Below are 26,311 nucleotides of genomic sequence, written 5' to 3' on the forward strand. Positions count from 1 at the left end.
GCAATGGTGCTCTCCCAGCCTCCTGTCGCCGCGGAAGGTTTCCCTTCCACCGCGGAAGGTTTCCCTTGCACCCCGCAAGGTTTCCCTTGCCCACCGAAGAGAGTTCCTTCCACGCCGCATGGGATTCCTTCCGCTCGGCAAGGTCTCCCCTGCGCGCGGAAGGGAAACCTTCCGCGCGGCAAGGGATTCCTTCCACCCGGCAAGGGATTCCTTCCGAGGCGCATGGATCCCGGGAGCACCTATGTGACCCGGCCGCTCTCAGGAACGTGCCGTGACCCCCGACCGTCCGGTCCGCCCCACCGGCGGGCGCGCCGGGTGATCATGGGCGCATGACGACGAGCCATCGGGCCGACGCGGATACCGCCGCCGACGCCGACCGCTTCGTCGCCGCCCGCTGGCCCGACCTCGAGGCCGTCGCCCTCGTCACCCTCCTCGACCCGGTGGCCGCCCGCCGAGCCACCACCGACGCCCTCGTCGCCGTCCGCCGGCGCTGGGCCGACGCCGTCGAGGACGGCGCGCCCACCGCCGTCGCCCGCCGCGAGCTCGTCACCCGCCTCCCGCACACCCCGACCCGCCCCGGCACCGCATCTCAGGCGCAGGAGGCACCCGCCCACCTCCCCCAGCTCGCGGCGCTCGTGGCCGACCCCGACGACCCGGTTCCCGCCGCCCTCCTCGACGCCCTCGCCGCCACCCCGCCGGAGCAGCGCCTGGCCCTCGCCGCCGAGGTCCTCTGGGACGACGGCCCCACACCGACCCCGCCCGTCGCGGCGGAGACCCACCACCGGATGCTCGCCGCGCACCGGCAGGCCCGCGCCGCTGTCGGCCTCGCCCCCGACGACGCACGGCTGCGCACGGACCTCGACGACCTCGTCGTCCGCCTCGCCCGCTCCCAGCCCGAACCCCCCGACCCCGCCGCCCTCGTCGCCGGCCAGCACTCCTCGCGCTCCCGCCGCATTGTGGTGCTCGGCGGCCTCGCCGCAGCCGGCGCCGCCGCGCTCGCCTGGGCCGTCGTCGACCGACGGACGAGCAGCACCACCGCCACCCCACCCCGCCCCTCGACCGCCCCGACGACCGCCGGCCCGGACGACCCTGCCTGGGCCTCCGCGTCCCGGTGGCCGGCTCGCGGCCCGCTGCGCAGCGACCTCGGCATTCTCGCCCTCGTCGCCCGCGCCGGCCCGGGGACCCGCCTGTTGTGGGCGGGCGACCTCGACGACACGAGGGCCGTCGTCGCGACGACCCTCCTCGGCGAGCGTCCGTCGAGCACCTCGGTGCGCGTGTGGACCGGCCCCGCCCGCGCGCCCGCCGAGCGACTCGACGAGGTACGCCTCGGGTTCGACGCCATCCTCGGCGCCGAGGACGTCGTCGCCGTCGGTGTCCCGCGGGCCGAGGACGCCGCCCTCCTCGTGCTCACCCGGCCGACCGTCACGTCGGCGCGCTTCTCCCCGTTCGTCCTCCCGACGAAGACCGGTGCTGTGGAACGCGACTCGCTCCCGGTCCGGCTCCGTGACGGCGTCGGCGCCCTCGCCGGCAGACCGTGGGGCATCGCCGGGCGCGTGGCCGTCTCGGCCTACGACGGTCCGCCGGTCACCCCCGAGGACTGGAACGCCGCCGCGTTCACGTCGGCCACCGCGGCCCCGCTCGACGGCCTCCTCGACCAGGTCGCCTCGGCCACCGGCCTTCCCCGGCGCGACCTGCGCGGCGAGGTCCTCTGCGACTCACCGGTCGTCGGCAGCGTCCTCGACACCGCCGCGGACTCCCCCACCGGCGGCGACGGGCGCGTCCTGCTCAGCAGCGTGCGGCTCCCGGGCGGGGGCGTCGTCCGCCGGCTCGACGTCCGCGACGACGGGCGCTCGGGCCGCAGCGGGTTCCTCGTCCTCCCGGCCGTCGCGGTGGCGTCCGACCAGGCCGACGCCCCGGCCGTCTACCGCCTCGACGACGACCCGCCGGGCACCGGCCGCTTCCTCGTCGTCGTCCCCGAGGGCGGCGCCACCTGCCAGCTGCTCGCGACGAGCCCGAACGCCTACCCCGTCTCGAAGGTGACGCCGATGAAGCGCCGCACCGCGGTGGTCTCCGTCGTCAACGCCGACGACGCAGCGGCGTTCCGCCTCGTCGTGCGCGACGCCGACGGCCGCCTGGTCCACTCCGGCGTGCCCCCGGTCGGCCAGGCCCTGCTCGGCGACCGGGACACGGGGTGGCTCGGCCTGCCGGCCAGGGGCACCAGCGGCGAGGTGCCGGTGCTGCCCAACCCGGCCTGAGCCGTCCGACCGCGCTCAGCGACCCTGGTTCGCCACCGCCGCCGCCGCGGCCGCCGCGGCCTCCGGGTCGAGGTACTCGCCGGCAGCGGTCGGCATGAAGTCCTCGCCGAGCCGGTAGACCAGCGGCATGCCCGTCGGGATGTTGAGGCCGGCGATGTCGTCGTCGCTGATGCCGTCGAGGTGCTTGACGAGCGCGCGCAGGCTGTTGCCGTGCGCGGTGACGAGGACGGTCCGCCCGGCGCTGAGGTCGGCGCGGAGCTCGTTCTCCCAGTAGGGCATCATCCGCGGGATGACGTCGGCGAGGCACTCGGTGGCGGGCACGTCGACGCCGGCGTAGCGCGGGTCCCCGGTCTGGTCGAACTCGCTGCCGGTCTCGATGGGCGGCGGCGGGGTGTCGAACGAACGGCGCCACAGCATGAACTGCTCGTCGCCGTACTTGTCACGGGTCGCGGCCTTGTCCAGGCCCTGGAGCGCGCCGTAGTGACGCTCGTTGAGGCGCCAGCTGCGGTGCACCGGCACCCAGTGGCGGTCGCACGCGTCGAGCGCAAGGTTCGCCGTCGTGATGGCGCGGCGCAGCACCGACGTGTGGACGACGTCGGGCAGCAGGCCGGCGTCACGCATCAGCTGCCCGCCGCGCACGGCCTCGGCGCGGCCCTTGTCGGTGAGGTCGACGTCGACCCATCCGGTGAAGAGGTTCTTCTGGTTCCAGTCGGACTCGCCGTGGCGCAGGAGGATCAGCGTGTGCTCCGTCATGCCGCCAGCCTAGCGAGCCGCGGACGACGCGGGACCCGCCATCCGCCCGCGTGGACACCCCTGCGCCGCGGCCCGGAGCCGGACCCGCAGCCGGGTCAGGCGGAGCCCTCGCGCGGCGGGTCGCCCGGCCGCTCGAGGATGTGCCGGAAGGCCTCGAGGTTGCGCAGGCTCTCGCCGCGCGAGACCCGCCACTCCCACTCCTTGCGCATCGAGGAGAGGAAGCCCATGACGAGCAGCTCGTTGAACGGCTCGTCGGCCGCGGCCAGGACGACCCCGAGCAGCTGGTCGAGCTGGTCGGCGTCCACCCCCGCGGCCGGCACCCGGCCGGTCACGAAGACGTCACCCGACCGGTCGACGGCGTACGCGAGCCCCGGCAGGCGCAGGTTGCGGCTGAGGAGGAACCGGTAGACCTCGCCGTGGTTCTCGTCGGGGTTGCGGATGACGAACGCCGACACCGACAGCGCCTGCTCGCCGCAGACGAGCGACACGACGGTCTTCAGCTTCTTCTCGCCGGGGAGCGCGACGACGACCTCGTCGTCGCGGGCGCCGGCCTCCCACTCGAGCCCGGACTCGTCGAGGAACGCCCGCACGGTGGCGAGCAGGTCGGGGGTGCTCACGGGATGACCGCCTGCGGCACACCGGCGATGCGCTGCGCGTCGTGGATGGAGACGTCCTTCGGCCGGGCCAGCGCCTCGCCGTAGACCTCGAGCAGGCGCTCGGCCGTCCGCTCCCACCCGAACCCGCGGGCGTGCTCGACCGCCCTCGCGGACAACGCGTCCCGCAGCCCGGGCTCGAGAACGACCCGCCCGAGGGCCGTCGCCCAGTCGGCGGTGTCGTGCCCGTCCACGAGCAGCCCACCGTCCCCGACGGCCGTCGGCAGCCCGCCCACGTTCGCGGCGACGACGGGGGTGCCGCAGGCCTGCGCCTCGACGGCGACGAGCCCGAACGACTCGTTGTGCGACGGGACGGCGACGACGTCGGCCGCGCGGTACCAGCGGGCCAGCGTCGCGCGGTCGACCGGCGGGACGAGCCGCAGCCGGTCACCGATCCCGAGCGAGGTCGCGAGCGCGTCCAGCCCCATCGGCGTCCGCTCGCCGGCGCCGCTCGCCCCGCCGAGCACCGCGACGACGAGCCGCTCGCGCAGCGCGGGGTGCCGCCGCACGAGCTCGGCGGCGGCCCGCACGAGCACGTCCGGCGCCTTGAGCGGCTGCACGCGCCCGACGAAGAGCAGGAGCACCGCGTCGGCGGGCAGCCCGAGCTCGGCGCGGGCCTGCGCGACCGGGCCGGGCGTGAACGTCCCGAGGTCGACCCCGGGAGCGGCGACCGCGACCCGGGCCGGGTCGGCGTCGTAGAGGTCTACGAGCTCGCGCGCCTCCCGCTCGGTGTTCGCCACGAGCCGGTCGGCCGCCTCGACGACCTGCGACTCGCCGATCTCGCGGCCGCGGGGCTCGGGCTCGTCGCCGTCGGCGAGGTGGAGGTTCTTGACCCGGGCCATCGTGTGCATCGAGTGCACGAGCGGCACGCCCCAGCGGTCGGCGGCGAGCCACCCCACCTGCCCCGAGAGCCAGTAGTGGGAGTGGACGAGGTCGTAGTAGCCGAGGGGCGCGTGGGCCGCGACCCGCATCATCCCGGCGGCGAAGGCGCACAGCTGGCCGGGCAGGTCCTCCTTGGAAAGCCCCTCGTACGGGCCGGCGGCGACGTGCCGGACGACGACGCCCGGCTCCACCTCGACGACCTCGGCCTGCGCCGCGCTCGTCGTCCGCGTGAAGAGGTCCACCTGCGTCCCGAGGCGGGCGAGCCGGCGCGCGACCTCGAGGACGTAGACGTTCATCCCCCCGGCGTCCCCGGTGCCCGGCTGCGCGAGCGGGGAGGTGTGCACCGTGACCATGGCGACGCGGTGCGGGCGCGGCGCACCGGTCGGGTCAATCATGGGAGCGAGTCTTCCACGCTCGGCCGGGGCGTGTCCGTGACGGTCACCACGGCCCGCGGCGACCACACGTGGATCCCGATGCGGCCGTCCTGGCGCAGGTCGACGGCGCGCGGGACCTGGATCGGGGCGATGGAGACGTCGGTCCCGAGCACCCACGTGAACGCCGGCTGCTCGGTCTCGACGGGGTCGACCCAGTACGCCCGGGCGCGCAGGTTGCGCTCCGGCAGCGCCGGGGCGATGCCGACGGTCGCGGGTCGCCAGTCGAGGTTGACCGCGACCGCGGAGGCACCACGAACGGCGACGTCCATCCGGATGCGCCCGTCGGTCGGCTCGAACCGGATGCGCAGCGGGAGGCTGCCCGTCCCGTCGTGGACGACCCCGCTGTAGGTGACGGTCTCGTCGTCGCGGCTCACGGCGTCGATGCTGACCGCCGAGTAGACGCGGGAGACCGTCTCGCGCGGGTGGTCACCGGTCTCGTCGACGGTCCCGGTCATCGCGACGACCGGCGCCCCCTTGGTCACCGTGTCGGCGAGGACGGTGCTGCCCCGCGAGAGCCGGAACCCGCGGTCGTAGAGGGTGACGGTGAGGCCGGCCCCGAGCGACTGCACCCCGAAGGCGTTCTGGGAGACCTGGAGCAGCCCGGGCTCGGCGTCGACGATGCCGATGTCGCGGGCGAGCACGCGAGGAACCCACGAGGTCAGCCCGAGGACGAGGGCGGCCGTCAGCGAGAGCACGAGCGAGACCATCGACAGGCTCACCCGCTGTTCCCGCCCCTCGGAGCGCCACCACGTCAGCACCGCTCAAGGGTATGTCGGCCGGCCGGGCACCCGGTGCGCGGTGGACGTCCCTCGACGGCGGGCGGATGCCGCGCTGCGTCGCCCTAGGCTGGTCCGGTGGCCGGCCAGCGACCCGTGGGTGTCATCACGCGCGGCACCACCAACCCCAACCGGCTGCGGCGGTGCGACCGCTGGCTCGCCGGGCCGCAGGGCTGGCGGCTGCGCCGGGCCGGGCCGGAGCCCGTCGTCGTCGACCTCGGCTACGGAGCCTCGCCGGTCACGGCCCTCGAGCTGCACGAGCGGCTGCGCCGGGTGCGCCCGGACGTGCAGGTCGTCGGCATCGAGATCGACCCGGCCCGGGTGGCCGCCGCCCGTCCCCTCGAGCGGCCGGGACTGCGGTTCGTGCGCGGCGGCTTCGAGGTGCCCCTGCCGGCCGGCGCGCGACCGGTGCTCGTGCGCGCCTTCAACGTCCTGCGCCAGTACGACGAGGACGAGGTGGGGCAGGCGTGGGCGACCACCGTCGAGCGCCTCGCACCGGGCGGGCTGCTCGTCGACGGCACGTGCGACGAGCTCGGCCGGCTCGCCGCGTGGGTGGCGGTCGGCGCCGACGGCCCTGAGACGCTGACCCTGTCGTGGCGGCTGCGAGGGCTCGAGCGGCCGGGGGTGGTCGCCGAGCGGCTGCCCAAGGCGCTCATCCACCGCAACGTCCCCGGCGAGCCGGTGCACACGCTGCTCGGGGCGCTCGACGACGCGTGGCTGCGGCAGGCGCCGCTCGCGTCCTACGGCGTGCGGCAGCGCTTCATCGCGACGGCGACGGCGCTGCGGGAGGCCGGCTGGCCGCTCGTCGACGGCCCGTCACGCTGGCGGCTCGGTGAGCTGACGCTCGCGTGGTCCGCCGTCGCGCCTCACCAGGGGCCGTAGGGACCCTGCCGGCCGGTGCTGCCGCGGCCCGTCACCTGGTCGAGGGCCGGCTTGACGTCGGCGAGGTAGACGCCGGAGCCGATGAGCGCGGCGATGCCGAGGAGCCCCAGCGCGGCCGGGCTCGCCACGGTGGCGAACCCGATGAGGGCCGCGACGCCCGTCACGAGCATCCAGAAGTTCTTCGTCCGCTTGCCGGCGGCGACGAACGCGTCGGGGCGGCGGCGCAGGCAGTCCACGAGGGCCCAGAGCTCGACGCCGAGGGCGGCCACGGAGAGCACGAGGTAGACGATGTCCTGGGCGGACCGGAGCCAAGTCATGCCGACAGCCTAGGTGTCAGACGTCGAGGACGATGGTCACCGGGCCATCGCCGACCAGCTCGACCTCCATGTGCGCCCCGAAGCGGCCGGTCGCCACCTCGACCCCGCGCTCGCGCAGGGCCCCGACGACGGCGTCGACGAGCGGCTCGGCCACCGGCCCCGGCGCCGCGGCGTTCCACGACGGCCGGCGGCCCTTGCGGGTGTCCGCGTAGAGCGTGAACTGGCTGACCACGAGCACCGGTGCGCCCTCGTCGAGCACCGAGCGCTCGTCGTGGAGGATGCGCAGCTCCGCGATCTTGCGGGCGAGCGTCGCGACCTGCTCGGGCCCGTCGTCATGGGTCGCACCGACGAGGGCGACGAGCCCCGGCCGGTCGATCGACCCGACGACCTCTCCCTCGACCCGGACGGCCGCCCGCGAGACGCGCTGGAGGACCGCCCTCACGCAGCGCCCTCGTCGAGCCCGACGGCGACGACCGCCCCGACGGGGGCGCCGTGGCCGAGGACGGGTGCGTCCTCGAGGCGGGTGTAGGCGTCGGACGCGACGCCCAGCCGGCGCAGCACCGCGGCGAGGATGACCGGGCGGGCGCGCTGCCCGCCGTCGGCGACCTTGAGGGCGATGCCCCGGCCGTCGGGCAGACCGACCGCGTAGACCGACTCGGCCCCGTCCTTCGCGACGACGCCCTCGGTCCCGCGGATCAGCGCGGTGACGTCGCGCCGGGTCCCGCCGAGCATCTCGGGGTGCGACCGGATCGCGTCGGCGACCCGGCCCTCGTCGGTGGCCGGGTCGGCGGCGGCGATCCGCCCGAGGGCCCGCGCGAGGCCGGCGAGCGAGACGGCCATGACCGGTGCGCCGCAGCCGTCGACCGCCGTCGCCGCGACCGGCTCGCCGGTGAGGTCCTCGAGGGTGGCGTCCATGAGCCGCTGGAGCGGGTGCTGCGGGTCGATGTAGGTGGCGGGGTCCCACCCGGCGGCGCGGCAGGCGGCGAGCATCCCCGCGTGCTTGCCCGAGCAGTTCTGGGCGATGGACGAGGCGGCGCGGCCGGCGGCGAGCCAGGCGTCGCGCTCCTGCGGGTCGTAGGGCAGGTCCGGGGTGTTCTGGAGGTCGGCCTCGGTGAACCCGGCGGCCTCGAGCATCGCCCGGACGCCGTCGAGGTGGAACGGCTCGCCGCTGTGGCTGGCGCTCGCGAGGGCGAGGTGCGGCGGGGGCAGGTGCAGGCCGGCGCGGAGCATCGCCAGGGCCTGGACCGGCTTGTTCGAGCTGCGCGGGAAGACCGGGTCGTCGGCGGCGCCCCAGGCGTGCTCGAGGGTGCCGTCGGGCGCCGTGACGGCGACGCTCGCGCGGTGCGCGGACTCGACGACCCCGCCGCGCACGACGTGGGCGAGGACGGGGGCGTCCGCGAGCGCGGGCGGGGTGGGCATCGCGGAGGACGCGAGCGAGGAGGCGGGCAGCGGGGCGGGTGCGGCGGGGTCGGACACGCCAGCGACCCTAGCGCCGGTGGGTCCCGCCGGGTGCGCCCCCACCGCCGCCCCACCCGTCGAGTGAACAGGACACGCCGCGCGGGCTGCTGCCCACACGGCGTGTCCTGTTCACTCGACGGGGTCGGGCCCCGGGAGGTGGTGCGAGGGTCAGTCGCCGACCTTGGCGGCGCCGGCCTCGACGGCCTTCTCGACGGCCTTGACCGTCTTGCGCGCGCTCGTCGTCGCGGCCTTCGTGGAGGAGGTCGTCTTCTTCGCGGCCTTCTTGGTCGTCGTGCTCGTGCGCTTGGCCGCGGTGCGGGTGCGCTTGGCGGCGGTCTTGACCTCGGTCTCGGCGACCTTGGCGTCCTGCTCGACGGTCTCGGCGACGACGTCGGAGGCCTTCGCGGCCTCCTTGCGACCGACGGTGACGGTGGCCTTGGCGGAGCGCTCGACCTCGGCGACGGCCTTGCGGGCGGTCGTGACGGCGCCCTTGGCCTGCGCGACGGTCGTCTCGGCCTGCGCGACGAGGTCCTGCGTGGCCTGCTGGCGGCGGAGGCGGGCGACGATGTCCTTGCCGCGGGTCACGAGGTCGTCGTAGCCCTCGGAGACCTTGCCGCCGACGACGAGGCCCTGGTTGACGGCGAGCGCCGGAAGCTCCTTGACCTGGCCGGCGACCGTGGTGACGCGGGCCTGGATGGCGGCCGGCGCGAGGTCGGCGCGCGCGGCCTCGGCGCGCTTGGTCATCTCGGCGCGGCGCGCGTCGGCGCGCTTCTGGGCCTCGCGGACCTTCTCGACGGCGAGGTCGGTGGCGCCGGCGAGGGCGTAGAGGGGGGTGGTGTCGACGGTCTTGCGGAGGTCGTCCTTGACGGCCATGGTGGGCTCCTTCGTGGTGGGACTGCAGTACTGACGGTGTCTGGGTGGCCCGGCGGGCGGCGCTGCCGTGGGGCGGTGCGGCCTCAGGGCCGGGCGTCGTCCTCGACGTAGGACTCGTAGATGTCGAGGAGGGTCTTGCGCTGGCGCGCGGTGAGGCGCGGGTCCTCGGCGATGGCCCGGCGCACGTCCGGCGCCTCGTCCGACGAGGGCGCGTGCTCGGCGTCGAGGATGCCGGCGCGCACGTAGAGCGACTCGGCCGAGACCTCGAGACCCTTGGCCAGCTGCTGGAGGATCTCGGCGCTCGGGCGCTTGAGCCCGCGCTCGATCTGCGACAGGTAGGGGTTGGACACCCCGGCGAGCTCGCTGAGCTGACGCAGGGAGAGCCGGGCGGACCGGCGCTGGTCGCGCAGGTACTCGCCGAGGCTCTCGCCCAGGTCGTTCAGCGGGTTCTTGCTCATGCCCCCATTCTGCTTGCTCCAGTTAGCAAAATGCAAACTCGGGCAAGCGTGAGCCGCCCCACACCGCCCCGACCTTCCCCGAACGTGTGTGAAGAACGTCGGCAGGCCGACGTTCTTCACACACGTTCGCGGCGAAAGGCGACCGTCAGGCGGCGGCGGCCTCGTGGCGGCGACGGCGCAGCGAGATGTCCGCGCACTCGACGCAGGTGTCGTCCGAGACGACGCCGAGGCGCATCAGCTGGGCGAAGGCGAAGCAGCCGGCGCAGAAGCCCACGAAGGCCTCGAGCGCGGCGAAGACCGTGAGGACCGACAGCAGTACGACGGTGACGACCGGCGCGCCGAGCGCGAGGGCCACGGTGCCGGCGAGCGTGAACGCGAGGCCGATGCCCTGCGCGAAGCGCTTCGGCGCTCCGGAGACCATCCGGGGCTCCCCGAGACGCGGCGCGAGGACCTGCGTCGCGAGGCGTCCGAACGGGTCGAACCGCGGCCCGGACGCGACGCGCAGCGCGAAGCCCACGGCGAGGACGGCGGTCAGCCAGAGCCACCCGGTGGCCAGGGCGACGACGGCGACGAGGACGACCTGGGCGGCGACGGCGCGCGCGGCCTTCTCGTTGACGATCGCCGGGAAACCGATCAGTGAACGCATGGTCGCCATAACACCGGATTATGCGGTCGGCATTCCGCGACCGGCGATCCCGGTCCATCCCTCGGACCCCGGAACACCTCGAGGCCCCCGAGACCCGGGCGGCCGCTCCCCCCTCCCGCGAACGCGTGTGAAATCGCCGGGCGGTCCCGGCGGTTTCACACACGTTCGCGGAGGAGGGCGAGACGACGGGGCGCGGGCGGTGAGGCGGAGGCGATCAGCGGCCGGGGCGGCGCTCCTTGATGCCGAGCAGGTCCCGCGCCTCGTCGGTCGTCAGGGCCGGGCGCTGCATGGTCTCGGCGAGCTCCGCGGCCCGCGCGACGAGCTCGTCGTTGTGCTGGACGACCTGGCCGCGTCGGTAGACGACGTTGTCCTCCATCCCGACGCGCAGGTGGCCGCCGGCCGACAGCGCCGCGGCCATGACCGGCAGGTGCCCGCGGCCGATGCCGGTGGCCGACCACGACGTGACCTCGGCGGGCAGCATCGCGACCCCGGCCATGAGCGCGGCCGTCGTCGCCGGCATCCCGCCGGGCACGCCCGTCACGAAGTCGACGTGCACCCGGCCGCCGTACGGCAGTCCGTGCGTGTCGAGCAGGCGGGCGAGCGCGTGGACGTGCCCGAGGTCGAAGAGCTCGAACTCGGGGACGACCTCACGCTCCTGCGCCTGCACGTAGAGGTCGCTCATGAACCCCCACGGGTTGAGGAACACGTCGTCGCCGAAGTTCGTCGTGCCGCAGGTGAGCGAGCACGAGTCCGGCTCGGCGTCGAGCACGGTGAGCCGCTGCTCCAGGGGGTCGTGCACGGACCCACCGGTGGACAGCTGGACCACGAGGTCGGTCGCCTCGCGCAGCGCCTCGACCGCCGCGCGCAGGTAGCCGCCGTCGAGCGTCGGCCGGTGCTCGGCGTCGCGGATGTGCAGGTGGATGAGGGACGCGCCGGCGGACTCGCAGCGCCGCGCCGTCTCGACGACCTCGTCGAGGGACGTCGGCAGCTGCGGCAGGTCGGCCTTGGCGTGCTCGGCGCCAGTCGGCGCGACGGTGATGAGCGTGCCGGTCACCCCGGCGGACGGCGTCGTCATGCCGCCATCCTGTCAGGTGCCCCACCCGACCCGCCATCCGGTCGTGGTCACCGCACGCCGGAGGATCTTCGGCGATCAGCCGCGGACGACGACCGTCTGCGCTGCCGAGACGCCGTCGACGAGAAGATCGACGTCCTCGGCGACCGACCGCTTGACGACCCCGAGCGCGACCGGACCGTCCTCGTGGTGTCGCGCGACGCTCGTCAGCCGGCCGACCTCGCGGCCCTCGAGGGTCAGCGGCGACCCGACGGCCGGCAGCACGTGGCCGGAGCCGTCGAGGTGGAGGAAGACCAGCCGGCGCGGCGGCCGCCCGAGGTTGTGGACGCGCGCGATGGTCTCCTGGCCCCGGTAGCAGCCCTTGTGCAGGTGCACGGCGGTGCGCAGCCAGTCGACCTCGTGCGGGATGGTGCGGTGGTCGGTCTCGTGCCCGAGGCGCGGACGCCAGGCCGCGACCCGCAGGGCCTCGGCCGCCCACGTGCCGGCGAGCGGCCGGTCGCCGACGGCGGCCTCGAGCCCGTCGCGCGGCACGAGCAGCTCGCGCCAGGCGCGCCCCGCCCCCGCGTGGCCCTCGACCGGGCCGTAGGCGGCGGTGTCGCCGACGAGGCGCGGCCAGGGGTCGACCCAGGCGAGCGGCTCGCCGTCGGCGGACTCGGCGCCGACGGGCTCGCCGAGCACCGCCCAGGCGTCGGTGACGTCGGCGACCTCGACCCGCAGCATGAAGCGCATCGACTCCAGCCACGCGACGAGCGCCGGCGCGGTACCGGGCTCGAGCGTGAGCCAGGTGCTCGTGCCGTCGTCGACGACGTGCAGCGCGTGCTCGACGTGCCCTTTCGGGGACAGGACGAGCGACTCGGCGGAGCTGCGCGGCGCCAGCCCCGCGAGCTGCTGGGTGGTCATCGAGTGCAGCCAGGTCAGCCGGTCGGGGCCGGTGACGGTGACGACGCCGCGGTGCGACAGGTCGACGACCGCGAGGCCCTCGGTGAGGAGGCGCTGCTCGCGCATCGGGTCGCCGTAGTGGGCGGCGACCCCGGCGTCGGGCCCCTCGCCCTCGACCGCGCCGTGGCGGTCGAGCAGCGGGGAGCGGGTGGTCTGGACGGATGCGGTCACGGGTCCTCCCGGCAGGTGCGGCACAGCCCGTGGACGGCGGCGTGACCGACGTCGGCGGCGAAGCCGAGCCGGTCGTCGACCCGGGCCACGAGCTCATCGGCGACGTCGAGCGGCAGCTCGCCGACCCAGCCGCAGCCGCGGCAGACGAGGTGGAGGTGGGTCGCGTGCTCGGCCAGGTGGTAGCTGGGGCTGCGGTGGTCGACGTGCGTGTGGGCGACGAGCCCGAGCTCCTGGAGCGCGTCGAGGGAGCGGTAGACGGTCGAGACCGGCACGGCGCCGCCCCCGTCGGCGGCGACCGCGTCGGCCACCTCGTCGGGGGTGCCGTGCCCGAGCCGGCCCACGGCCGCGAGCACGCGCTCGCGCTGCGTCGTCAGACGCTTGCCGCGCGCCCGCAGGCGCTCACCGAGGTCGCTCACCACTCCAATGTAGGCCGACCTCCGGACGTCACCCAGCCCGCCTTCCTACACTGACCCGGTGAGCGGACAGAACCTCGACCTGCTCGGGTTCGGTGACGACCGCCCCGAGGCCCCCGACGAGGCCCCCAAGGAGGACGGCACCGGCCGTCCCCGCCGGCGACGCCTGCGACGAGTCCTCACCGTCCTCGGTGTCCTCGTCCTGCTCGTCGTCCTCGCCGTCGGCGGGTTCGTCGGCTACCTCGGCTGGCGCGTGTCCGACAACGTCACGCAGGCCGACCTGCTCCCCACCGTGCCCCCGCCCACCGTCGCCCCCGACGGCACGCCCATCACGATCGGCCGCGACAAGGGCACCAACTTCCTCCTCGTCGGCTCCGACAGCCGGGGCGCCGACCGGGGCCGTGCCGACGTCATCGTCCTCGTCCACGTGCCGAAGGACCCGACGTCCATCCAGATGATCCACTTCCCGCGCGACCTCTTCGTCGACATCCCGGGCCACGGGAAGAACAAGATCAACGCGGCGTACGCGTTCGGTGGCGAGCCCCTGCTCGTCGAGACCCTCCAGGACCTCGTCGGCGTCAAGATCGACCACGTCGCCCGCACCGACTTCGAGGGCTTCAAGAACATGACGGACGCCGTCGGCGGCGTGCGCGTCTACGCCGAGGAGGGCAACGACGCGAACGGCAACGGCGGCAAGGCCATCCAGAAGGGATGGAACGAGCTCGACGGCGAGCAGGCGCTGGCGTTCGTCCGCGAGCGCTACGAGCTGAGCGAGGGCGACATCTCGCGCGGCCGCCGCCAGCTGGCGTTCGTCAAGGCGCTGCTCCTCAAGGCGACGAGCTCCGAGACCGTCCGCAACCCGCTGGCGGTCGCCCGGTTCGCCGACGCGGCGACGAAGAACCTCGTCGTGGACCGCGGCCTGAGCATCGGGACGATGAAGGACTACGCCCTCGACCTGCGGCACATCCGCGCCTCGGACGTCGTCTTCGCGACCGCCCCGTTCTCCGGCTTCGGCACGGACCCGAACGCGGGCAGCATCGACATCGTCGACGAGAAGGGGATGGCCCTGCTCGGCAAGGCGCTGCGCTCGGACACGATGGACGACTACCTCGACGTCTACGTCGCCCCGTGACGCGGTGGGTGGGCCGGAGCCGGCCCACCCCGAGCGTCACTCGACGCGCTTGAGCTCCGCCGAGACGTGCGACTGGAGCGGCTGCCCGACGGCGGCCATGTCCATGACCCACATGAGGTTCGAGTTGACGTACCCGTAGAGGCGGTGCGCGGCGCTGTACTCCTTGGCGTCGGGGCTGCGCATCACCCCGTCGGTGCGGAGCTCGACCTTGGCCGGCTCGGCGACCCCGGCGTACATCTCGACGAAGCCGGTGGGGTGCGCGAGCAGGAGCTCGACGTTCGTGCCGTCGGTGGCGCCGGTGACCGGGCGCCAGAAGCCGGTCTCGGTCGCGAGCGGGCGCACCTGGTTGCCGTCGTCGTCGAGGAGCCAGGTGCGCGAGTCCCACCGCAGGAAGCGGCGGCCGTCGTGGCTGCAGACGACCTCCTGCCCGAAGCGCTGCGACTCCATCGTCGGGTAGCCGACGAGGCCGGCCCCCGCCCAGGTGCCGACGAGCCAGGCGAGCGGGGCGAGATCCTCGTGGAGGGAGGTGTCGAGCGTGAAGACCATAGGGTCCAGTCTATGGATGACGCCGCCCGCACCCTCGTCGTCAAGGTCACGTGCGGCCCGGAGGCCCCCGAGCGGCTGGCCCAGGGGCTCACGGTCGCGGCCACGGCCCTCGCCGCCGGGCTCGAGGTCAGCCTATGGCTGACCGGGGACGCGGCGTGGATGGCGGTGCCCGGCCGCGCCGAGGAGGTCGACCTGCCGCACTCGGCGCCGCTCGCCGAGCTGCGCGACGCGGTGCTCGAGGGCGGGCGGATGACGGTGTGCGGGCAGTGCGCGGCCCGCCGCGGGCTCACCGTCGACGACCTGCTGCCCGGGGCGACGGTCCGGGGCGCCGCGGCGTTCGTCGAGGAGGTCGTCGCCCCCGCGACCCGGGCGCTCGTCTACTGACGCACCACCACCCGCGCGTGTGCAGAACTCGTCGCTTTCGTCGATTTCCGGACGCCCCTCGACCCCACCCGCGTGCAGGAAGTGACGCTTTCGTCGATTTCCGTACGCCCTCGGCGCCACCCGTGTGCAGGAATCGACACATTCGTCAGTTCTTGCACACCCCCGACCCCGACTCGCGTGCAGGAATCGACACATTCGTCAGTTCTTGCACACCCCCGACCCCGACTCGCGTGCAGGAAGTGACGCTTTCGTCAGTTCTTGGACGGCGGTCAGCCGACGAGCCAGAGGGAGAGGCCGTAGGCGACGACGCCCGGCACGAGCAGCGAGGCCGCACCGGTCGCCAGCTGGCAGCGGATGGCGGTGACCGGCGGGAGCACGACGAGCGTGCGGCGCAGCGCGTGGGCGACCGCGGAGCAGAGGATGCCGACGAGCGCGGCCGTGCCGGGGCCCGGCCCGCCGAGCAGGCTCGCCGCGACGAGCGCCCCCGCCCCGCCGAGCACCATCGACAGCGGGAGCAGCCAGCCGCGCAGCGGCCTGGTCCCGGCGGCGAGGTCGGCGAGCGAGCCGACGGCCACCGCCACGAGGGCCGCCGTCGCGAGGTCGGTCGCCCGCGGCGAGCGGGCCAGCGGCAGCCACGTCGTGCCGACCGCGACCAGGCCCAGCCCGAACGCCGTGACGCCGATCGACTCGGTGAGGCGGGGCCGGCCGTCGCGCCGGACGATCTGGTGGACGAACATCACGCCGAGCGCCACGGCGAGCGCGACCGGCACGAGGCGCAGCCACGGCTCGTCGGAGGTCGCGGCCCCGGCGGCCGGCGCGAGCACGCCCGCCACGCCGACGGCGAGCGAGGAGCCGAAGCGGCTCGAGCTGCCGAGCAGGCGCGGCCAGCCCCAGGCGACGACGAGCCCGGTCCACGCGAGGCCGCCGGCGAGGACGACCGCGTCCGTGCGCAGCGCGAGGACGAGCAGGGCGGCGAGGACGACGGTGACGGCCACGACGACCGGGCGCACGACGGTCGCCATCTGCGGGAGCACCGGGTGCCGGCGCAGCGCCTCGAGCCGCGCGCGGCGCGAGGCCCGGGTCTCGACGGCCGGAGCGCCGGAGGGGTCCGTGCCGTCCGGGGCCTGCGGCCCCTCGAGCACCGCCCCGCCGTCCGGGACGGCCTCGCCCCCACCGGCCTCGTCGACCGTCACGGGCGCGTCGGATGCCTCGGCGCCTGCGCCGTCCGGGTGCTCGTCCACGCCCGGCATCCTCGCATCACCCACCGGCGAACGGCGGGAGCACCTCGACCGTGGCCCCGGGCGGGAGCGGGTCCTCGCCCGAGGCGGCGAGCCCGTCGACGAGCACGGAGCAGACCGGCAGCACCGCGGCGAGCGCCGGGCGGGCCTGCGCGAGCGCCGCGGTCAGCTCGCCCACCGTGGCGGGTGCCTCGACGTCCTCGCCGTCGACCCCCGCCGCGGCCCGGGCCCCGGCCCAGTACCGCACCGTGACGCCCGCCGTGGAGGAGGCGCCTGTCCCAAGAGGAGCCGTGGCCCCGTGCCGTGCGTCCATGACCGCCTATCCTGTGGGGCGATGGCCCACCTGCTGCTGTTGACGAACACCTTGGCCCCCGCGGCCGAGGTGCTCCCGGCGCTCGGGCTGCTCAGCCACCATGTTCGCATCCTCCCGGCCGAGGCGTCGGCGCTGGTGGACGCCCCGGAGGCGGACGCCGTCCTCGTCGACGCGCGCCGCGAGCTCGCGATGGCCCGGTCGCTGTGCCGCGTCCTCACGACGACCGGCGTGTCCGGGCCGCTGTTCGCCGTCGTCACCGAGGGTGGCCTCGCCGGGCTGACGAGCGAGTGGGGCGTCGACGACGTCCTCCTCGACACCGCCGGCCCCGCCGAGGTCGAGGCCCGCCTGCGCCTGGCCCTCGGCCGCCGCGCCGAGGCCGCCGACGACGAGGCCGGACCGATCACGGCCGGGGCGCTCGTCATCGACGAGGCCACCTACTCCGTGCGCCTGCGCGGGCGGCTGCTCGACCTCACGTACAAGGAGTTCGAGCTCCTCAAGTACCTCGCGCAGCACCCCGGCCGCGTCTACACGCGCTCGCAGCTGCTCCAGGAGGTCTGGGGCTACGACTACTTCGGCGGGACGCGCACCGTCGACGTCCACGTGCGCCGGCTGCGCGCCAAGCTCGGCACCGAGCACGAGCTGCTCATCGGCACCGTCCGCAACGTCGGCTACCGCTTCGTCCCGGAGGCCGCGGCCGTCGACGAGGAGCTCGAGGAGGTCGAGGGCTGACGTGGGGTCGACGCACCGGCTGGACACGGTCGACGGCGACCTCGCCGCTCGGCTGCGCGCGCTCTGGTCGCGGGCCGAGGAAGCCGACGGGGTCGGCGCGGTCTCGGAGGCGTTCCGCCTCGCGGTCGGGCCCGCGCGCGACGGGGTCGTCCACCTCGTCCGCGAGGACGGCGACGAGGTCGCGGGGTACGCGCAGGTCGCGTCCGCCGGCACCGACGACGCGGTGGCCGAGCTCGTCGTCGACCCGGCGCACCGACGCGCGGGCCACGGGCGGGCGCTGCTCGACGCCGCGCTCGCCGAGGGCGCCCGGTCGGTCTGGGCGCACGGCGACCTCCCGGCCGCGGGCGTGCTCGCCGCGTCCGCCGGGCTGGAGCGCACCCGCGAGCTGTTCCGGATGGCGCGGCCGCTGACCTCCGACGACGCCTCCGACCCCGAGCTGCCCGACGGTTACACCGCCCGCGCCTTCGAGCCGGGGCGCGACGACGAGGACTGGGTCGCGCTCAACGCCGCGGCGTTCGCGAGCCATCCGGAGCAGGGCCGGCTCACCGTGGCCGACCTGCACGAGCGGATGGACCAGGACTGGTTCGACGCCGCCGGGTTCATCCTCGTCGAGCGCGACGGGCGGGTCGTGGCGTTCCACTGGACCAAGGTCGAGCCCGGGTCACGGAGCGGACGGGCCCACGCTTCCGAGACGGACGAAGTCCGGCACGGGAGCGGGGAGGTGTACGTCGTGGGGGTGGACCCGGCCGAGCAGGGCCACGGCCTCGGCGGCCCGCTGACCCGCCTCGGCACGGCGCACCTCGCCCGGCGCGGCCTCGCCGAGGTCGAGCTCTACGTCGACGGCGACAACACCGCCGCGCGGCGCACGTACGCGCGCCTCGGCTTCGAGGACGCCGCGGTCGACGTGCAGTACACCGTCCCCCGCTGACCCCACCGCGCCCTCCGTCGCGGGCTACACCGCAGTACGTGTCGCCACAGCAGCAGTTACTGCGGCGTAGCGCGCGCTGCTCGCGTGGACGGGGGTCGGCTGCCCGGGTGGCGCGACCCACCCGGTGGGGGAAGAGTGCCGGCATGCGCCGACCGATGCCCGCCGCCCTCGCCTCCGCCGCCGTGCTGGCGGCCTCCCTCGTCGCCGCCGCGCCGGCCCACGCGGGCACCGCCGACGGACGCCACGCGCCCCACCTGACGACCTCGACCCGCGTCGTCGACGCCGACCAGTCCTTCCGCGGCCTCGACGCCGTCGACCGCCGGACCGCCTGGGTCGCGGGCGGCAGCGTGTCGGGCGGCACCGGCGGGGTCTGGCGCACCCACGACGGCGGCCGGACGTGGGTGGACGTGTCCCCGCCGCAGACCGAGGGCCTGAACTTCCGCGACGTCGAGGTGACCGGGCGCGGGACGGTCACCGTGCTGGCCATCGGCGAGGGCGAGGCCTCGCGCATCTACCGCACCCGCGACGACGGCCGGACGTGGACCGAGACCTTCCGCAACACCGAGCCCACCGCGTTCTACAACTGCCTGGCGTTCTTCCCCGGCGGGCGCACCGGCCTCGCCGTCAGCGACCCGGTCGACGGCCGCTTCCGCATCGCCCGCACCACCGACGGCGGGCGCTCGTGGCACGTCCTGCCGAGCACGCGGATGCCCGACAGCACCGGCGAGGCCAACTTCTCCGCGAGCGGCGAGTGCCTCACCGTGTCCGGCCACGAGGCGTGGTTCGGCAGCGGCGGCGAGCGCTCGCGCGTCTTCCGCTCGGGCGACCTCGGCTGCACCTGGACGGCCACCGACTCCCGCATCCCGGCCGGTGAGGCCGCGGGGGTCTTCGGCATCGCGGTGCGCCCCGGCGTGGGCGGCCTCGCGGTCGGCGGCGACTTCTCGGACCCCGCCGACGGCGTCGATGCGACCTCGACGAGCCGCGACGGCCGGCGCTGGACCTCGGCGGGCGACCTCCGGCACCTCGGCGAGGACGTCGCGTGGCTCCCCGGCGTGCGTCGCGGCGCGGTGACCGTCGGCGAGAGCGGCGACGTCGGCGGCGTCAGCGTCACCCTCGATGCGGGCCGCTCCTGGTACCGGCTCTCCGACACCGGGTTCCACACCGTCGACTGCACCGCCGACGGGTCGTGCTGGGCCGCCGGGGGCAAGGGTCGTGTCGCGCGCGTGTCCATCCGCTGAACCGGCCGCGAGCGGGCTGACCGCCCGGGCGCGGACCTGACAGGATGGACGCATGACGGACGAGACGGCGGTGGACGTCGAGGAGCAGGGCGGGACGGCGCGCGACGCCGCGGCCGACGCGTCGGCCGAGGGCGCCATCGTCAGCGAGGTCTCCATCGCGAGCGCCTCGGCCACCGAGTCCCGGCAGCAGCCGCGCAGCGCCAACGGCCGCTTCGTCCGCGGCGCGCACCACCCCGAGCCCGACGACGACGAGGGCCTGCCGGCCGACCGCTTCCTCGACCGCGAGATCTCGTGGCTGCAGTTCAACGAGCGGGTCCTCCAGCTCGCCGGCGACGAGAACGTGCCGCTGCTCGAGCGCGCCCGCTACCTCGCGATCTTCGCCTCGAACCTCGACGAGTTCTTCATGGTCCGGGTCGCCGGCCTCAAGCGGCGCATCGCCACCGGGATCGCCGTCCGGTCGGCCTCCGGGCTCGAGCCGCGCGAGGTGCTCGAGCAGATCAGCCTCGTCGCGCACGAGCTGATGGGGATGCAGGCCCGCGTCTACGCCGAGCAGGTCCGCCCGGCGCTGGAGTCCGAGGGCGTGACGATCGTCCACTGGGACGCCCTCTCCGACGACGAGCGCGAGCGCCTCGGCGACGTCTTCACGCAGCGCCTCTTCCCCGTCCTCACCCCGCTGGCGGTCGACCCGGCGCACCCGTTCCCCTACATCTCCGGCCTGTCGCTCAACCTCGCGGTCATCCTCGTCAACCCGCGCACCGGCAAGGAGCACTTCGCCCGCGTCAAGGTGCCGCCGATGCTGCCGCGGCTCGTGCGCGTCGAGCCCGGGCCGGACGAGTCGCCGCTCGCCGACATGTACGACACCCGGTTCGTGCCGCTCGAGGACGTCATCGCCGCCCACCTCGACCAGCTCTTCCCGGGGATGGAGATCCGCGAGCACTTCACCTTCCGGGTCACGCGCAACGAGGACCTCGAGGTCGAGGAGGACGACAACGAGAACCTCCTCACCGCGCTCGAGCGCGAGCTGACCCGGCGCCGCTTCGGGCCGCCGGTGCGCCTCGAGGTCGAGGAGGACATCGACGACCACGTCCTCGACCTCATCGTCCGCGAGCTCGGCGTCAACTCCACCGAGGTCTACCGGTTGCCGGCGCCGCTCGACCTGCGCGCGCTCAACGTCATCGCCGACCTCGAGCGATCCGAGCTGCACTTCGAGCCGTTCGTGCCGCGCACCAACGCCGACCTCGCCCCGACCGAGTCGGCCAAGGCGCGCGACATCTTCGCCTCCATCCGCAAGCAGGACGTGCTGCTCCAGCACCCGTACGACTCGTTCTCGACCTCGGTGCAGGCGCTCCTCGAGCAGGCCGCGGCCGACCCGAAGGTCCTCGCGATCAAGCAGACCCTCTACCGGACGAGCGGCGACAGCCCGATCATCGACGCCCTCATCGACGCCGCCGAGGCCGGCAAGCAGGTGCTGGCCGTCGTCGAGATCAAGGCGCGCTTCGACGAGGAGAACAACATCTCCTGGGCCCGCAAGCTCGAGCACGCCGGCGTCCACGTCGTCTACGGCATCGTCGGCCTCAAGACCCACGCCAAGCTGTGCCTCGTCATCCGCCAGGAGGCGGAGGGGATGCGCCGCTACTGCCACGTCGGCACCGGCAACTACAACCCGAAGACCGCGCGGCTCTACGAGGACCTCGGGCTGCTGACCGACGACGAGCAGGTGGGCGAGGACCTCAGCCGCCTGTTCAACCAGCTGTCGGGCATCGCGCCGCGCAGCAAGTTCCGCCGCCTCCTCGTCGCGCCGCGCTCGGTCCGCTCGGGCCTCGTCGCGCACGTCCACCAGGAGATCGAGCACGAGCGCGCCGAGCCCGGCAGCGGCTACATCGGCCTCAAGGTCAACTCCATCGTCGACGAGCAGGTCATCGACGCTCTCTACCGCGCCTCGCAGGCCGGGGTGCGGGTGCAGCTGTGGGTGCGCGGCATCTGCGCGCTGCGACCGGGCGTGCCGGGGCTGTCCGAGACGATCGAGGTGCGCTCGGTGCTCGGGCGCTTCCTCGAGCACTCGCGCATCTTCTACTTCGGCGGCGGCGGCGACCCGCTCGTCTACATCGGCAGCGCCGACATGATGCACCGCAACCTCGACCGCCGCGTCGAGGCGCTCGTCCGGCTCACCGACCCGCGGCACGTCGAGGACCTGCGCTCCCTCATGGAACGCGGTGCGTCGCAGCGGTACTCGCACTGGGCGCTCGGTCCGGACGGTCGATGGACCCGCCGCCACCTCGACGACGACGGTCAGCCCCTCGAGGACCTCCAGACCGCGCTGGTCGAGATGCACGCCAAGCGCCGCCGCAAGGCCCGCCGGCGCTGAGCGGCCCGACCGTGCCGACGACGATCCCGGCCGCCGGCACCCTCCCCTGGAGGGTGCGCGGCCACGCGCTCCAGGTGGCCCTCGTCCACCGTCCGCGCTACGACGACTGGGCCTGGGCCAAGGGCAAGCTCGACCCGGGCGAGGAGTGGGCGCCCGCCGCGGCCCGGGAGACCGAGGAGGAGACCGGGCTGCGGGTGCGGCTCGGCGTCCCGCTGCCCGAGGCCCGCTACACGATGCTCGACAAGGACGGCCGGCCCGCCGACAAGGTGGTGCGCTACTGGGCGGCGCGCGTCGTCGGCGGCACCGGCGAGCTGGTCAACGAGATCGACGACGTCGCGTGGCTCGACCCCCGCGAGGCCCACGACCGGCTCGACTACGCCCGCGACCGCGAGCAGCTGCGCGCCCTCGTCCGCCACCACCAGGCGGGCTCGCTCGACACCTGGCCGCTCGTCGTCGTCCGGCACGCCCACGCCGTCGCGCGCGGGGCGTGGTCCGGCGGCGACGACACGCTGCGCCCTCTGGACGCCGCCGGGGTGGCGCGCGCGTCGGCGCTCGTCGGCGTCCTCGCGGCGTACGCCCCGCGGCGGGTCGTCAGCTCGCCGTCGGTGCGCTGCGTCGCGACCGTCGCGCCGTTCGCCGCCTCCGCCGGGCTGACCGTCCGCACCCGCGGCGGGCTGTCGGAGGAGGGGTTCGAGGAGGACCCCGCCAAGGCCCCGCGCCGCGTCCTGCGGCTGCTCGAGGCCGGCCGGCCGGCGGTGCTCTGCTCGCACGGCCCGGTCCTCCCGGCCCTGCTCGAGGTGCTGGCGCCGCTCGCCGCCTCCTCCCCCGCCGCCGACCGCGCGCTGCTGGCCGCCGCCGGCGACGCGAAGCTCGTCAAGGGCGAGGCCCTCGTCCTCCACGTCGCCGGCACCGGCCCGGCTGCCCGCGTCGTCGCCGTCGAGCGTCACCTCCCCTGACGCCCCCACCCCACCTGCCCCACCCGCCCCACCCGCTCTCTCCCGAACGTGTGTGAAGAACGTCGGCATGCCGACGTTCTTCACACACGTTCACAGGACAGCGGGACGCGGGAGCGCCCGTCGCGACACGCATCCGTCCCCGGGACCTGACCGTCCCGTCGGCCGATGCTCGGGTGCTGTTCACGCCCCGTTCACCGGTGACGGGCCACGGCGTCACCCGGCCTCCCTACCGTCCTCAGCGTCGGACATCGATGTCCGGCTCCACGACTCCCTTGACCTCCGAGAGGTACACCTGTGAAGACCCGCCGCTTCGGCCAGCTCGCGAGCCTCGCCCTGGTCGGTTCCATCGCTCTCGCCGGCTGTGGTTCGGACAACAACTCGGGCACCGGCACGACCGCCGGCTCCGGCTCGAGCTCCTCCTCCACCTCCTCCGACTGCTTCGACGGCACCCTGAACGCCGAGGGCTCCTCCGCGCAGAAGAACGCCTTCGAGGAGGCCGCCGCGTCCTACTCGGAGGCCTGCTCCGGCGCCACCGTCAACTACAACCCGACCGGCTCGGGCGCGGGCATCAAGCAGTTCATCGCCGGCCAGGTCGACTTCGCCGGCTCCGACTCGGCGCTCAAGACCGAGGAGAAGGACGGCGTCGTCGAGACCGACGCGGCCGCCCAGACCTGCGGCTCCCCCGCCTGGAACATCCCGATGGTCACCGGCCCGATCGCGCTGGCGTACAACGTCCCCGGCGTCGACTCGCTGACCCTCACGCCTGACGTCGCCGCGCAGATCTTCGACGGCAAGATCACGAAGTGGAACGACGCCAAGATCGCCGCGATCAACTCGGGCGTCAGCCTCCCCGCGACCGACATCAAGGTCTTCTTCCGCTCGGACGAGTCCGGCACCACCGAGAACTTCATGAAGTACCTCTCGGGTGCGGCCGGGGACGCCTGGAGCTACGACCCCGCGAAGGTGTGGCCCGCCTCGGGTGAGGGCAAGGAGAAGTCCGCCGGTGTCGCCGAGGGCGTCAAGTCCACCGAGGGCGGCATCACCTACGTCGAGTGGAGCTACGCCAAGGACAACGACCTCGGTGTCGCGAAGGTCGACAACGGCGGCGGCGCGGTCGAGCTGACCGGCGAGTCGGTCGGCAAGGCCCTCGAGGCCGCGGCCAACGACGGCGAGGGCAACGACCTGCGCCTCAAGCTCGACTACGCGACCAAGGAGGCCGGCGCCTACCCGATCCTCCTCGTCACCTACGAGATCGTCTGCTCGAAGTACAAGGACGCGGCGACGGCCACGAAGGTCAAGGGCTTCCTCACGCACTTCGCGGACCCGGAGGTCCAGAAGGGCCTCGAGGAGATCGGCTACGCGCCGCTCCCGTCCTCGATCGAGGAGAAGGTCCAGACCGCCATCGCGGCGATCTCCTGACCCACCGGCGCCCGCGGCGCCACCCGGTCGGAGCGTCTCGCCGCCCCGACCACCCGCCACGGGGGCGGGCCGGAACCACCGGCCCGCCCTCTGGCACGACCACCACCCCCACCGAGACCGAGGACGACGTGACGACCTCCATCACCGGCCGCTCAACGATCGACGACGACCCGCACGACGCCGACCGCGCCTCCACCGGCCGGCTGGGCGACCGCATCTTCGGCGGCCTCGCCACGGGCTCGGGCCTGCTCGTCGTCGCGATCGTGACGCTCGTCGGCGTCTTCCTGCTCGTGCAGGCCGTGCCGTCGCTCATGAACAACGACGCCAACTTCCTCCTCTCGCGCGAGTGGAGCCCGAGCGGCGCGAACCCGCGCTTCGGCATCGCCGACCTCGCCTGGGGCACCCTCGTCACCTCGGTCATCGCGATGCTCATCGCGGTGCCGCTCGGCGTCGCGGTCGCCCTCTTCATCACGCAGTACGCGCCGCGCTGGCTCTCGCGCCCGGCGGCCGCCACCGTCGACCTGCTCGCCGCCGTCCCCTCGATCGTCTACGGCTTCTGGGGGCTGAACATCGCCGGTCAGTACTTCGAGCCGGTCGCGAGCGTCATCCAGGGAGCCCTCGGCTGGATCCCGTTCCTGTCCGACCAGAACGTCAGCGCAAAGAGCACCCTCGCCTTCGCCGGCGTCATCCTCGCGATCATGATCCTGCCGATCGTCACGGCCATCTCGCGCGAGGTCTTCGCGCAGGTGCCGACGACCCACAAGGAGGGTGCGCTCGCCCTCGGCGCGACGAAGTGGGAGATGATCCGCGTCGCGGTCCTGCCCTACGGCAAGCCCGGCATCATCAGCGCGGCGATGCTCGGCCTCGGCCGCGCGCTCGGCGAGACGCTCGCCGTCCTCATCCTCCTGTCGACCCTCAGCCCGACGAAGGAGTGGAGCTTCTCGATCTTCAACGGCGGCTCCACCTTCGCCTCGAAGATCGCCGGCGGCGCGAGCGAGTTCGACACCCCGCAGAAGACCGGCGCGTACATCGCCGCCGGCCTCGTGCTCTTCGTCGTGACGTTCCTCGTCAACGCCGCCGCCCGCATCGTCATCGAGCGCAGGAAGGCCTTCTCCGAATGAGCACCGCCCAGCTCGACACCACCGCCCCCACGACGCCCCCCGGCACCGGGTCCTCCCCGACCCGCGGGCTCGGCGAGAAGTCCGGCGGCCGCGCCGCGAAGGACCTCCTCGCGAAGGTCGTCATGTGGCTCGCCTTCGCCGTCGCCGTCGTGCCGCTGGTCTGGATCCTCGGCTCGACCCTCGTCAAGGGCGGCCACATGCTGCTCGAGGCGCAGTGGTGGACCAACAGCCAGGCCGGCATCACCTCGCGGCGCGAGGGCGGCGGTGCCGTCCACGCCATCCAGGGCACGCTCATCCAGGCGGCCGTGACCGCCGTGATGTCGGTGCCCGTCGGCGTGCTGACCGCCGTCTACCTCGTCGAGTACGGCCGCGGGCGCCTGGCCCGGGTCGTGTCGTTCATGGTCGACATCCTCACCGGCATCCCCTCGATCGTCGCGGCGCTGTTCATCTACGCGCTGTGGGTGACGACGTTCGACTTCCAGCGAGTCGCCTTCGCGGTGACGCTCGCGCTGACCCTGCTCATGATCCCGACGGTCGTCCGCTCGACCGAGGAGATGCTCAAGCTCGTCCCCAACGAGCTGCGCGAGGCGTCGTACGCGCTCGGCGTGCCGAAGTGGAAGACGATCATGAAGGTCGTCGTCCCGACGGCGTTCTCCGGCATCGTCACCGGCATCCTGCTCGGCCTCGCCCGCGTCATGGGCGAGACGGCGCCGCTCATCATCCTCGGCCCGTACACGAAGGTCATCGCGACCGACCTGTTCGGCGGCCTCATGGCGACCCTGCCCACGATGATCAACCAGGACCGCGTCGAGGCCCTCCAGCCGGCGGTGGACCGGGTCTGGGGCGCCTCGCTCACCCTCATCCTCCTCGTCTTCCTGCTCAACCTGCTGGGCCGCTTCGTCGGCCGCTTCAGCAAGGTCAAGAGCTGACCCCCGACGTCCCCGACGACCACCTCCGGAA

The 26,311-nt window shown here is 74.3% G+C and carries 28 protein-coding genes; 12 read left to right on the top strand and 16 right to left on the bottom strand.

What is annotated here, in order from left to right:
• The first annotated feature begins 329 nt into the window (after positions 1 to 329).
• Positions 330 to 2,255, top strand: a complete 1,926-nt coding sequence (locus KMZ30_RS11005) for a hypothetical protein (protein ID WP_215512241.1) — start codon at positions 330 to 332, stop codon at positions 2,253 to 2,255.
• A gap of 15 nt (positions 2,256 to 2,270) precedes the next feature.
• Here KMZ30_RS11005 and KMZ30_RS11010 read toward each other — a convergent pair whose 3' ends face one another.
• From KMZ30_RS11010 to KMZ30_RS11025, 4 genes are all read right to left on the bottom strand, one after another.
• Positions 2,271 to 3,008: a phosphoglyceromutase gene (locus KMZ30_RS11010; RefSeq protein ID WP_215512240.1), complete on the bottom strand. Its 738-nt coding sequence runs from the start codon at positions 3,006 to 3,008 to the stop codon at positions 2,271 to 2,273.
• Between the two features lie 95 nt (positions 3,009 to 3,103).
• Entirely contained in the window at positions 3,104 to 3,625 is a 522-nt protein-coding gene (locus tag KMZ30_RS11015; RefSeq protein ID WP_051750509.1) for a type III secretion system chaperone family protein, read from the bottom strand.
• Positions 3,622 to 4,938: a D-inositol-3-phosphate glycosyltransferase gene (mshA, locus tag KMZ30_RS11020; protein ID WP_215512239.1), complete on the bottom strand. Its 1,317-nt coding sequence runs from the start codon at positions 4,936 to 4,938 to the stop codon at positions 3,622 to 3,624. The genes KMZ30_RS11015 and mshA overlap by 4 nt, the downstream gene beginning before the upstream one ends.
• Positions 4,935 to 5,735, bottom strand: a complete 801-nt coding sequence (locus KMZ30_RS11025) for a hypothetical protein (RefSeq protein ID WP_215512238.1) — start codon at positions 5,733 to 5,735, stop codon at positions 4,935 to 4,937. Before KMZ30_RS11025 ends, mshA begins: the two co-directional genes overlap by 4 nt.
• A 96-nt stretch (positions 5,736 to 5,831) precedes the next feature.
• Here KMZ30_RS11025 and KMZ30_RS11030 point away from each other — a divergent pair, with 96 nt between their 5' ends.
• The gene (locus KMZ30_RS11030) at positions 5,832 to 6,635 is read left to right on the top strand and encodes a class I SAM-dependent methyltransferase (RefSeq protein ID WP_215512237.1); all 804 of its coding nucleotides are present in this window, start codon (positions 5,832 to 5,834) and stop codon (positions 6,633 to 6,635) included.
• On the opposite strand, the gene KMZ30_RS11035 is transcribed toward KMZ30_RS11030, so the two are convergent.
• From KMZ30_RS11035 to KMZ30_RS11075, 9 genes are all read right to left on the bottom strand, one after another.
• Positions 6,620 to 6,952, bottom strand: a complete 333-nt coding sequence (locus KMZ30_RS11035; protein ID WP_215512236.1) for a DUF2516 family protein — start codon at positions 6,950 to 6,952, stop codon at positions 6,620 to 6,622. The two genes, KMZ30_RS11030 and KMZ30_RS11035, sit on opposite strands and share 16 nt — an antisense overlap.
• Positions 6,953 to 6,968: 16 nt before the next feature.
• Positions 6,969 to 7,394, bottom strand: coding sequence for a D-aminoacyl-tRNA deacylase (gene dtd, locus KMZ30_RS11040; protein ID WP_215512235.1), 426 nt, complete (start codon positions 7,392 to 7,394; stop codon positions 6,969 to 6,971).
• Positions 7,391 to 8,371 carry an asparaginase gene (locus KMZ30_RS11045; RefSeq protein ID WP_215519892.1) on the bottom strand — a complete coding sequence of 327 codons (981 nt, stop codon included), beginning with the start codon at positions 8,369 to 8,371 and terminating at the stop codon, positions 7,391 to 7,393. The genes dtd and KMZ30_RS11045 overlap by 4 nt, the downstream gene beginning before the upstream one ends.
• A gap of 207 nt (positions 8,372 to 8,578) precedes the next feature.
• Positions 8,579 to 9,283, bottom strand: a complete 705-nt coding sequence (locus KMZ30_RS11050; RefSeq protein WP_215512224.1) for a hypothetical protein — start codon at positions 9,281 to 9,283, stop codon at positions 8,579 to 8,581.
• 83 nt (positions 9,284 to 9,366) lie between these two features.
• Positions 9,367 to 9,741, bottom strand: coding sequence for a helix-turn-helix domain-containing protein (locus KMZ30_RS11055; protein ID WP_215512223.1), 375 nt, complete (start codon positions 9,739 to 9,741; stop codon positions 9,367 to 9,369).
• Positions 9,742 to 9,886: 145 nt separating this feature from the next.
• Positions 9,887 to 10,387: a DUF4395 domain-containing protein gene (locus KMZ30_RS11060; protein WP_215512222.1), complete on the bottom strand. Its 501-nt coding sequence runs from the start codon at positions 10,385 to 10,387 to the stop codon at positions 9,887 to 9,889.
• A gap of 214 nt (positions 10,388 to 10,601) precedes the next feature.
• Entirely contained in the window at positions 10,602 to 11,462 is an 861-nt protein-coding gene (locus KMZ30_RS11065; protein WP_215512221.1) for a beta-keto acid cleavage family enzyme, read from the bottom strand.
• Positions 11,463 to 11,537: 75 nt separating this feature from the next.
• Complete coding sequence (ygfZ, locus tag KMZ30_RS11070; RefSeq protein ID WP_215512220.1) at positions 11,538 to 12,569, bottom strand: CAF17-like 4Fe-4S cluster assembly/insertion protein YgfZ; 1,032 nt, start codon at positions 12,567 to 12,569, stop codon at positions 11,538 to 11,540.
• On the bottom strand, positions 12,566 to 12,985 hold the full coding sequence (locus tag KMZ30_RS11075; RefSeq protein ID WP_215512219.1) for a Fur family transcriptional regulator: 420 nt from the start codon (positions 12,983 to 12,985) through the stop codon (positions 12,566 to 12,568). The genes ygfZ and KMZ30_RS11075 overlap by 4 nt, the downstream gene beginning before the upstream one ends.
• Before the next feature lie 58 nt (positions 12,986 to 13,043).
• Between KMZ30_RS11075 and KMZ30_RS11080 the strand changes: the two genes are divergently transcribed.
• Complete coding sequence (locus tag KMZ30_RS11080) at positions 13,044 to 14,114, top strand: LCP family protein (protein WP_308279639.1); 1,071 nt, start codon at positions 13,044 to 13,046, stop codon at positions 14,112 to 14,114.
• A 36-nt stretch (positions 14,115 to 14,150) separates the two neighbouring features.
• Here the strand turns inward: KMZ30_RS11080 and KMZ30_RS11085 are convergent, their stop codons facing one another.
• Complete coding sequence (locus KMZ30_RS11085) at positions 14,151 to 14,660, bottom strand: heme-binding beta-barrel domain-containing protein (protein ID WP_215512218.1); 510 nt, start codon at positions 14,658 to 14,660, stop codon at positions 14,151 to 14,153.
• Between the two features lie 12 nt (positions 14,661 to 14,672).
• On the opposite strand from KMZ30_RS11085, the gene KMZ30_RS11090 reads away from it, so the two are divergent.
• A complete protein-coding gene (locus KMZ30_RS11090; RefSeq protein WP_215512217.1) occupies positions 14,673 to 15,044 on the top strand; it encodes a DsrE family protein in 372 nt (123 codons plus the stop codon).
• A 269-nt stretch (positions 15,045 to 15,313) separates the two neighbouring features.
• On the opposite strand, the gene KMZ30_RS11095 is transcribed toward KMZ30_RS11090, so the two are convergent.
• Together KMZ30_RS11095 and KMZ30_RS11100 are read right to left on the bottom strand one after the other, a co-directional pair.
• Positions 15,314 to 16,285, bottom strand: coding sequence for a hypothetical protein (locus tag KMZ30_RS11095; RefSeq protein ID WP_215512216.1), 972 nt, complete (start codon positions 16,283 to 16,285; stop codon positions 15,314 to 15,316).
• Positions 16,286 to 16,301: 16 nt separating this feature from the next.
• Positions 16,302 to 16,595, bottom strand: coding sequence for a MoaD/ThiS family protein (locus tag KMZ30_RS11100; RefSeq protein WP_215512215.1), 294 nt, complete (start codon positions 16,593 to 16,595; stop codon positions 16,302 to 16,304).
• A 21-nt stretch (positions 16,596 to 16,616) separates the two neighbouring features.
• Between KMZ30_RS11100 and KMZ30_RS11105 the strand changes: the two genes are divergently transcribed.
• The 8 genes from KMZ30_RS11105 (at position 16,617) to pstA (ending at position 26,280) form a co-directional block, all read left to right on the top strand.
• Complete coding sequence (locus KMZ30_RS11105) at positions 16,617 to 17,324, top strand: winged helix-turn-helix transcriptional regulator (RefSeq protein ID WP_215512214.1); 708 nt, start codon at positions 16,617 to 16,619, stop codon at positions 17,322 to 17,324.
• Position 17,325: 1 nt separating this feature from the next.
• Entirely contained in the window at positions 17,326 to 18,252 is a 927-nt protein-coding gene (gene mshD, locus KMZ30_RS11110) for a mycothiol synthase (RefSeq protein ID WP_215512213.1), read from the top strand.
• Between the two features lie 143 nt (positions 18,253 to 18,395).
• Positions 18,396 to 19,490 (top strand): beta propeller repeat protein, encoded by a 1,095-nt coding sequence (locus KMZ30_RS11115; protein WP_215512212.1) that lies wholly within the window; start codon positions 18,396 to 18,398, stop codon positions 19,488 to 19,490.
• 52 nt (positions 19,491 to 19,542) lie between these two features.
• Positions 19,543 to 21,855 carry an RNA degradosome polyphosphate kinase gene (locus KMZ30_RS11120; protein ID WP_215512211.1) on the top strand — a complete coding sequence of 771 codons (2,313 nt, stop codon included), beginning with the start codon at positions 19,543 to 19,545 and terminating at the stop codon, positions 21,853 to 21,855.
• An 11-nt stretch (positions 21,856 to 21,866) separates the two neighbouring features.
• Positions 21,867 to 22,811: an NUDIX hydrolase gene (locus KMZ30_RS11125; RefSeq protein WP_308279638.1), complete on the top strand. Its 945-nt coding sequence runs from the start codon at positions 21,867 to 21,869 to the stop codon at positions 22,809 to 22,811.
• Between the two features lie 294 nt (positions 22,812 to 23,105).
• On the top strand, positions 23,106 to 24,230 hold the full coding sequence (gene pstS, locus KMZ30_RS11130; protein ID WP_215512209.1) for a phosphate ABC transporter substrate-binding protein PstS: 1,125 nt from the start codon (positions 23,106 to 23,108) through the stop codon (positions 24,228 to 24,230).
• Positions 24,231 to 24,358: 128 nt separating this feature from the next.
• Positions 24,359 to 25,351: a phosphate ABC transporter permease subunit PstC gene (gene pstC / locus KMZ30_RS11135; RefSeq protein ID WP_215512208.1), complete on the top strand. Its 993-nt coding sequence runs from the start codon at positions 24,359 to 24,361 to the stop codon at positions 25,349 to 25,351.
• On the top strand, positions 25,348 to 26,280 hold the full coding sequence (gene pstA, locus KMZ30_RS11140) for a phosphate ABC transporter permease PstA (RefSeq protein ID WP_215512207.1): 933 nt from the start codon (positions 25,348 to 25,350) through the stop codon (positions 26,278 to 26,280). The genes pstC and pstA overlap by 4 nt, the downstream gene beginning before the upstream one ends.
• Positions 26,281 to 26,311: the final 31 nt, after the last annotated feature.

It is taken from the genome of Phycicoccus mangrovi (genome assembly GCF_018729305.1).
In the GTDB taxonomy this organism is placed as follows: domain Bacteria; phylum Actinomycetota; class Actinomycetes; order Actinomycetales; family Dermatophilaceae; genus Phycicoccus; species Phycicoccus jejuensis.

Excerpts from the sequence above, each read along its gene's own strand:
- KMZ30_RS11005 (WP_215512241.1), top strand. The coding sequence starts at position 330 with ATGACGACGAGCCATCGGGCCGACGCGGATACCGCCGCCGACGCCGAC.
- KMZ30_RS11010 (WP_215512240.1), bottom strand. The coding sequence starts at position 3,008 with ATGACGGAGCACACGCTGATCCTCCTGCGCCACGGCGAGTCCGACTGG.
- mshA (WP_215512239.1), bottom strand. The coding sequence starts at position 4,938 with ATGATTGACCCGACCGGTGCGCCGCGCCCGCACCGCGTCGCCATGGTC.
- KMZ30_RS11035 (WP_215512236.1), bottom strand. The coding sequence starts at position 6,952 with ATGACTTGGCTCCGGTCCGCCCAGGACATCGTCTACCTCGTGCTCTCC.
- KMZ30_RS11045 (WP_215519892.1), bottom strand. The coding sequence starts at position 8,371 with ATGCCCACCCCGCCCGCGCTCGCGGACGCCCCCGTCCTCGCCCACGTC.
- KMZ30_RS11050 (WP_215512224.1), bottom strand. The coding sequence starts at position 9,283 with ATGGCCGTCAAGGACGACCTCCGCAAGACCGTCGACACCACCCCCCTC.
- KMZ30_RS11055 (WP_215512223.1), bottom strand. The coding sequence starts at position 9,741 with ATGAGCAAGAACCCGCTGAACGACCTGGGCGAGAGCCTCGGCGAGTAC.
- KMZ30_RS11060 (WP_215512222.1), bottom strand. The coding sequence starts at position 10,387 with ATGCGTTCACTGATCGGTTTCCCGGCGATCGTCAACGAGAAGGCCGCG.
- KMZ30_RS11065 (WP_215512221.1), bottom strand. The coding sequence starts at position 11,462 with ATGACGACGCCGTCCGCCGGGGTGACCGGCACGCTCATCACCGTCGCG.
- KMZ30_RS11085 (WP_215512218.1), bottom strand. The coding sequence starts at position 14,660 with ATGGTCTTCACGCTCGACACCTCCCTCCACGAGGATCTCGCCCCGCTC.
- KMZ30_RS11090 (WP_215512217.1), top strand. The coding sequence starts at position 14,673 with ATGGATGACGCCGCCCGCACCCTCGTCGTCAAGGTCACGTGCGGCCCG.
- KMZ30_RS11100 (WP_215512215.1), bottom strand. The coding sequence starts at position 16,595 with ATGGACGCACGGCACGGGGCCACGGCTCCTCTTGGGACAGGCGCCTCC.
- KMZ30_RS11105 (WP_215512214.1), top strand. The coding sequence starts at position 16,617 with ATGGCCCACCTGCTGCTGTTGACGAACACCTTGGCCCCCGCGGCCGAG.
- KMZ30_RS11115 (WP_215512212.1), top strand. The coding sequence starts at position 18,396 with ATGCGCCGACCGATGCCCGCCGCCCTCGCCTCCGCCGCCGTGCTGGCG.
- KMZ30_RS11120 (WP_215512211.1), top strand. The coding sequence starts at position 19,543 with ATGACGGACGAGACGGCGGTGGACGTCGAGGAGCAGGGCGGGACGGCG.
- pstA (WP_215512207.1), top strand. The coding sequence starts at position 25,348 with ATGAGCACCGCCCAGCTCGACACCACCGCCCCCACGACGCCCCCCGGC.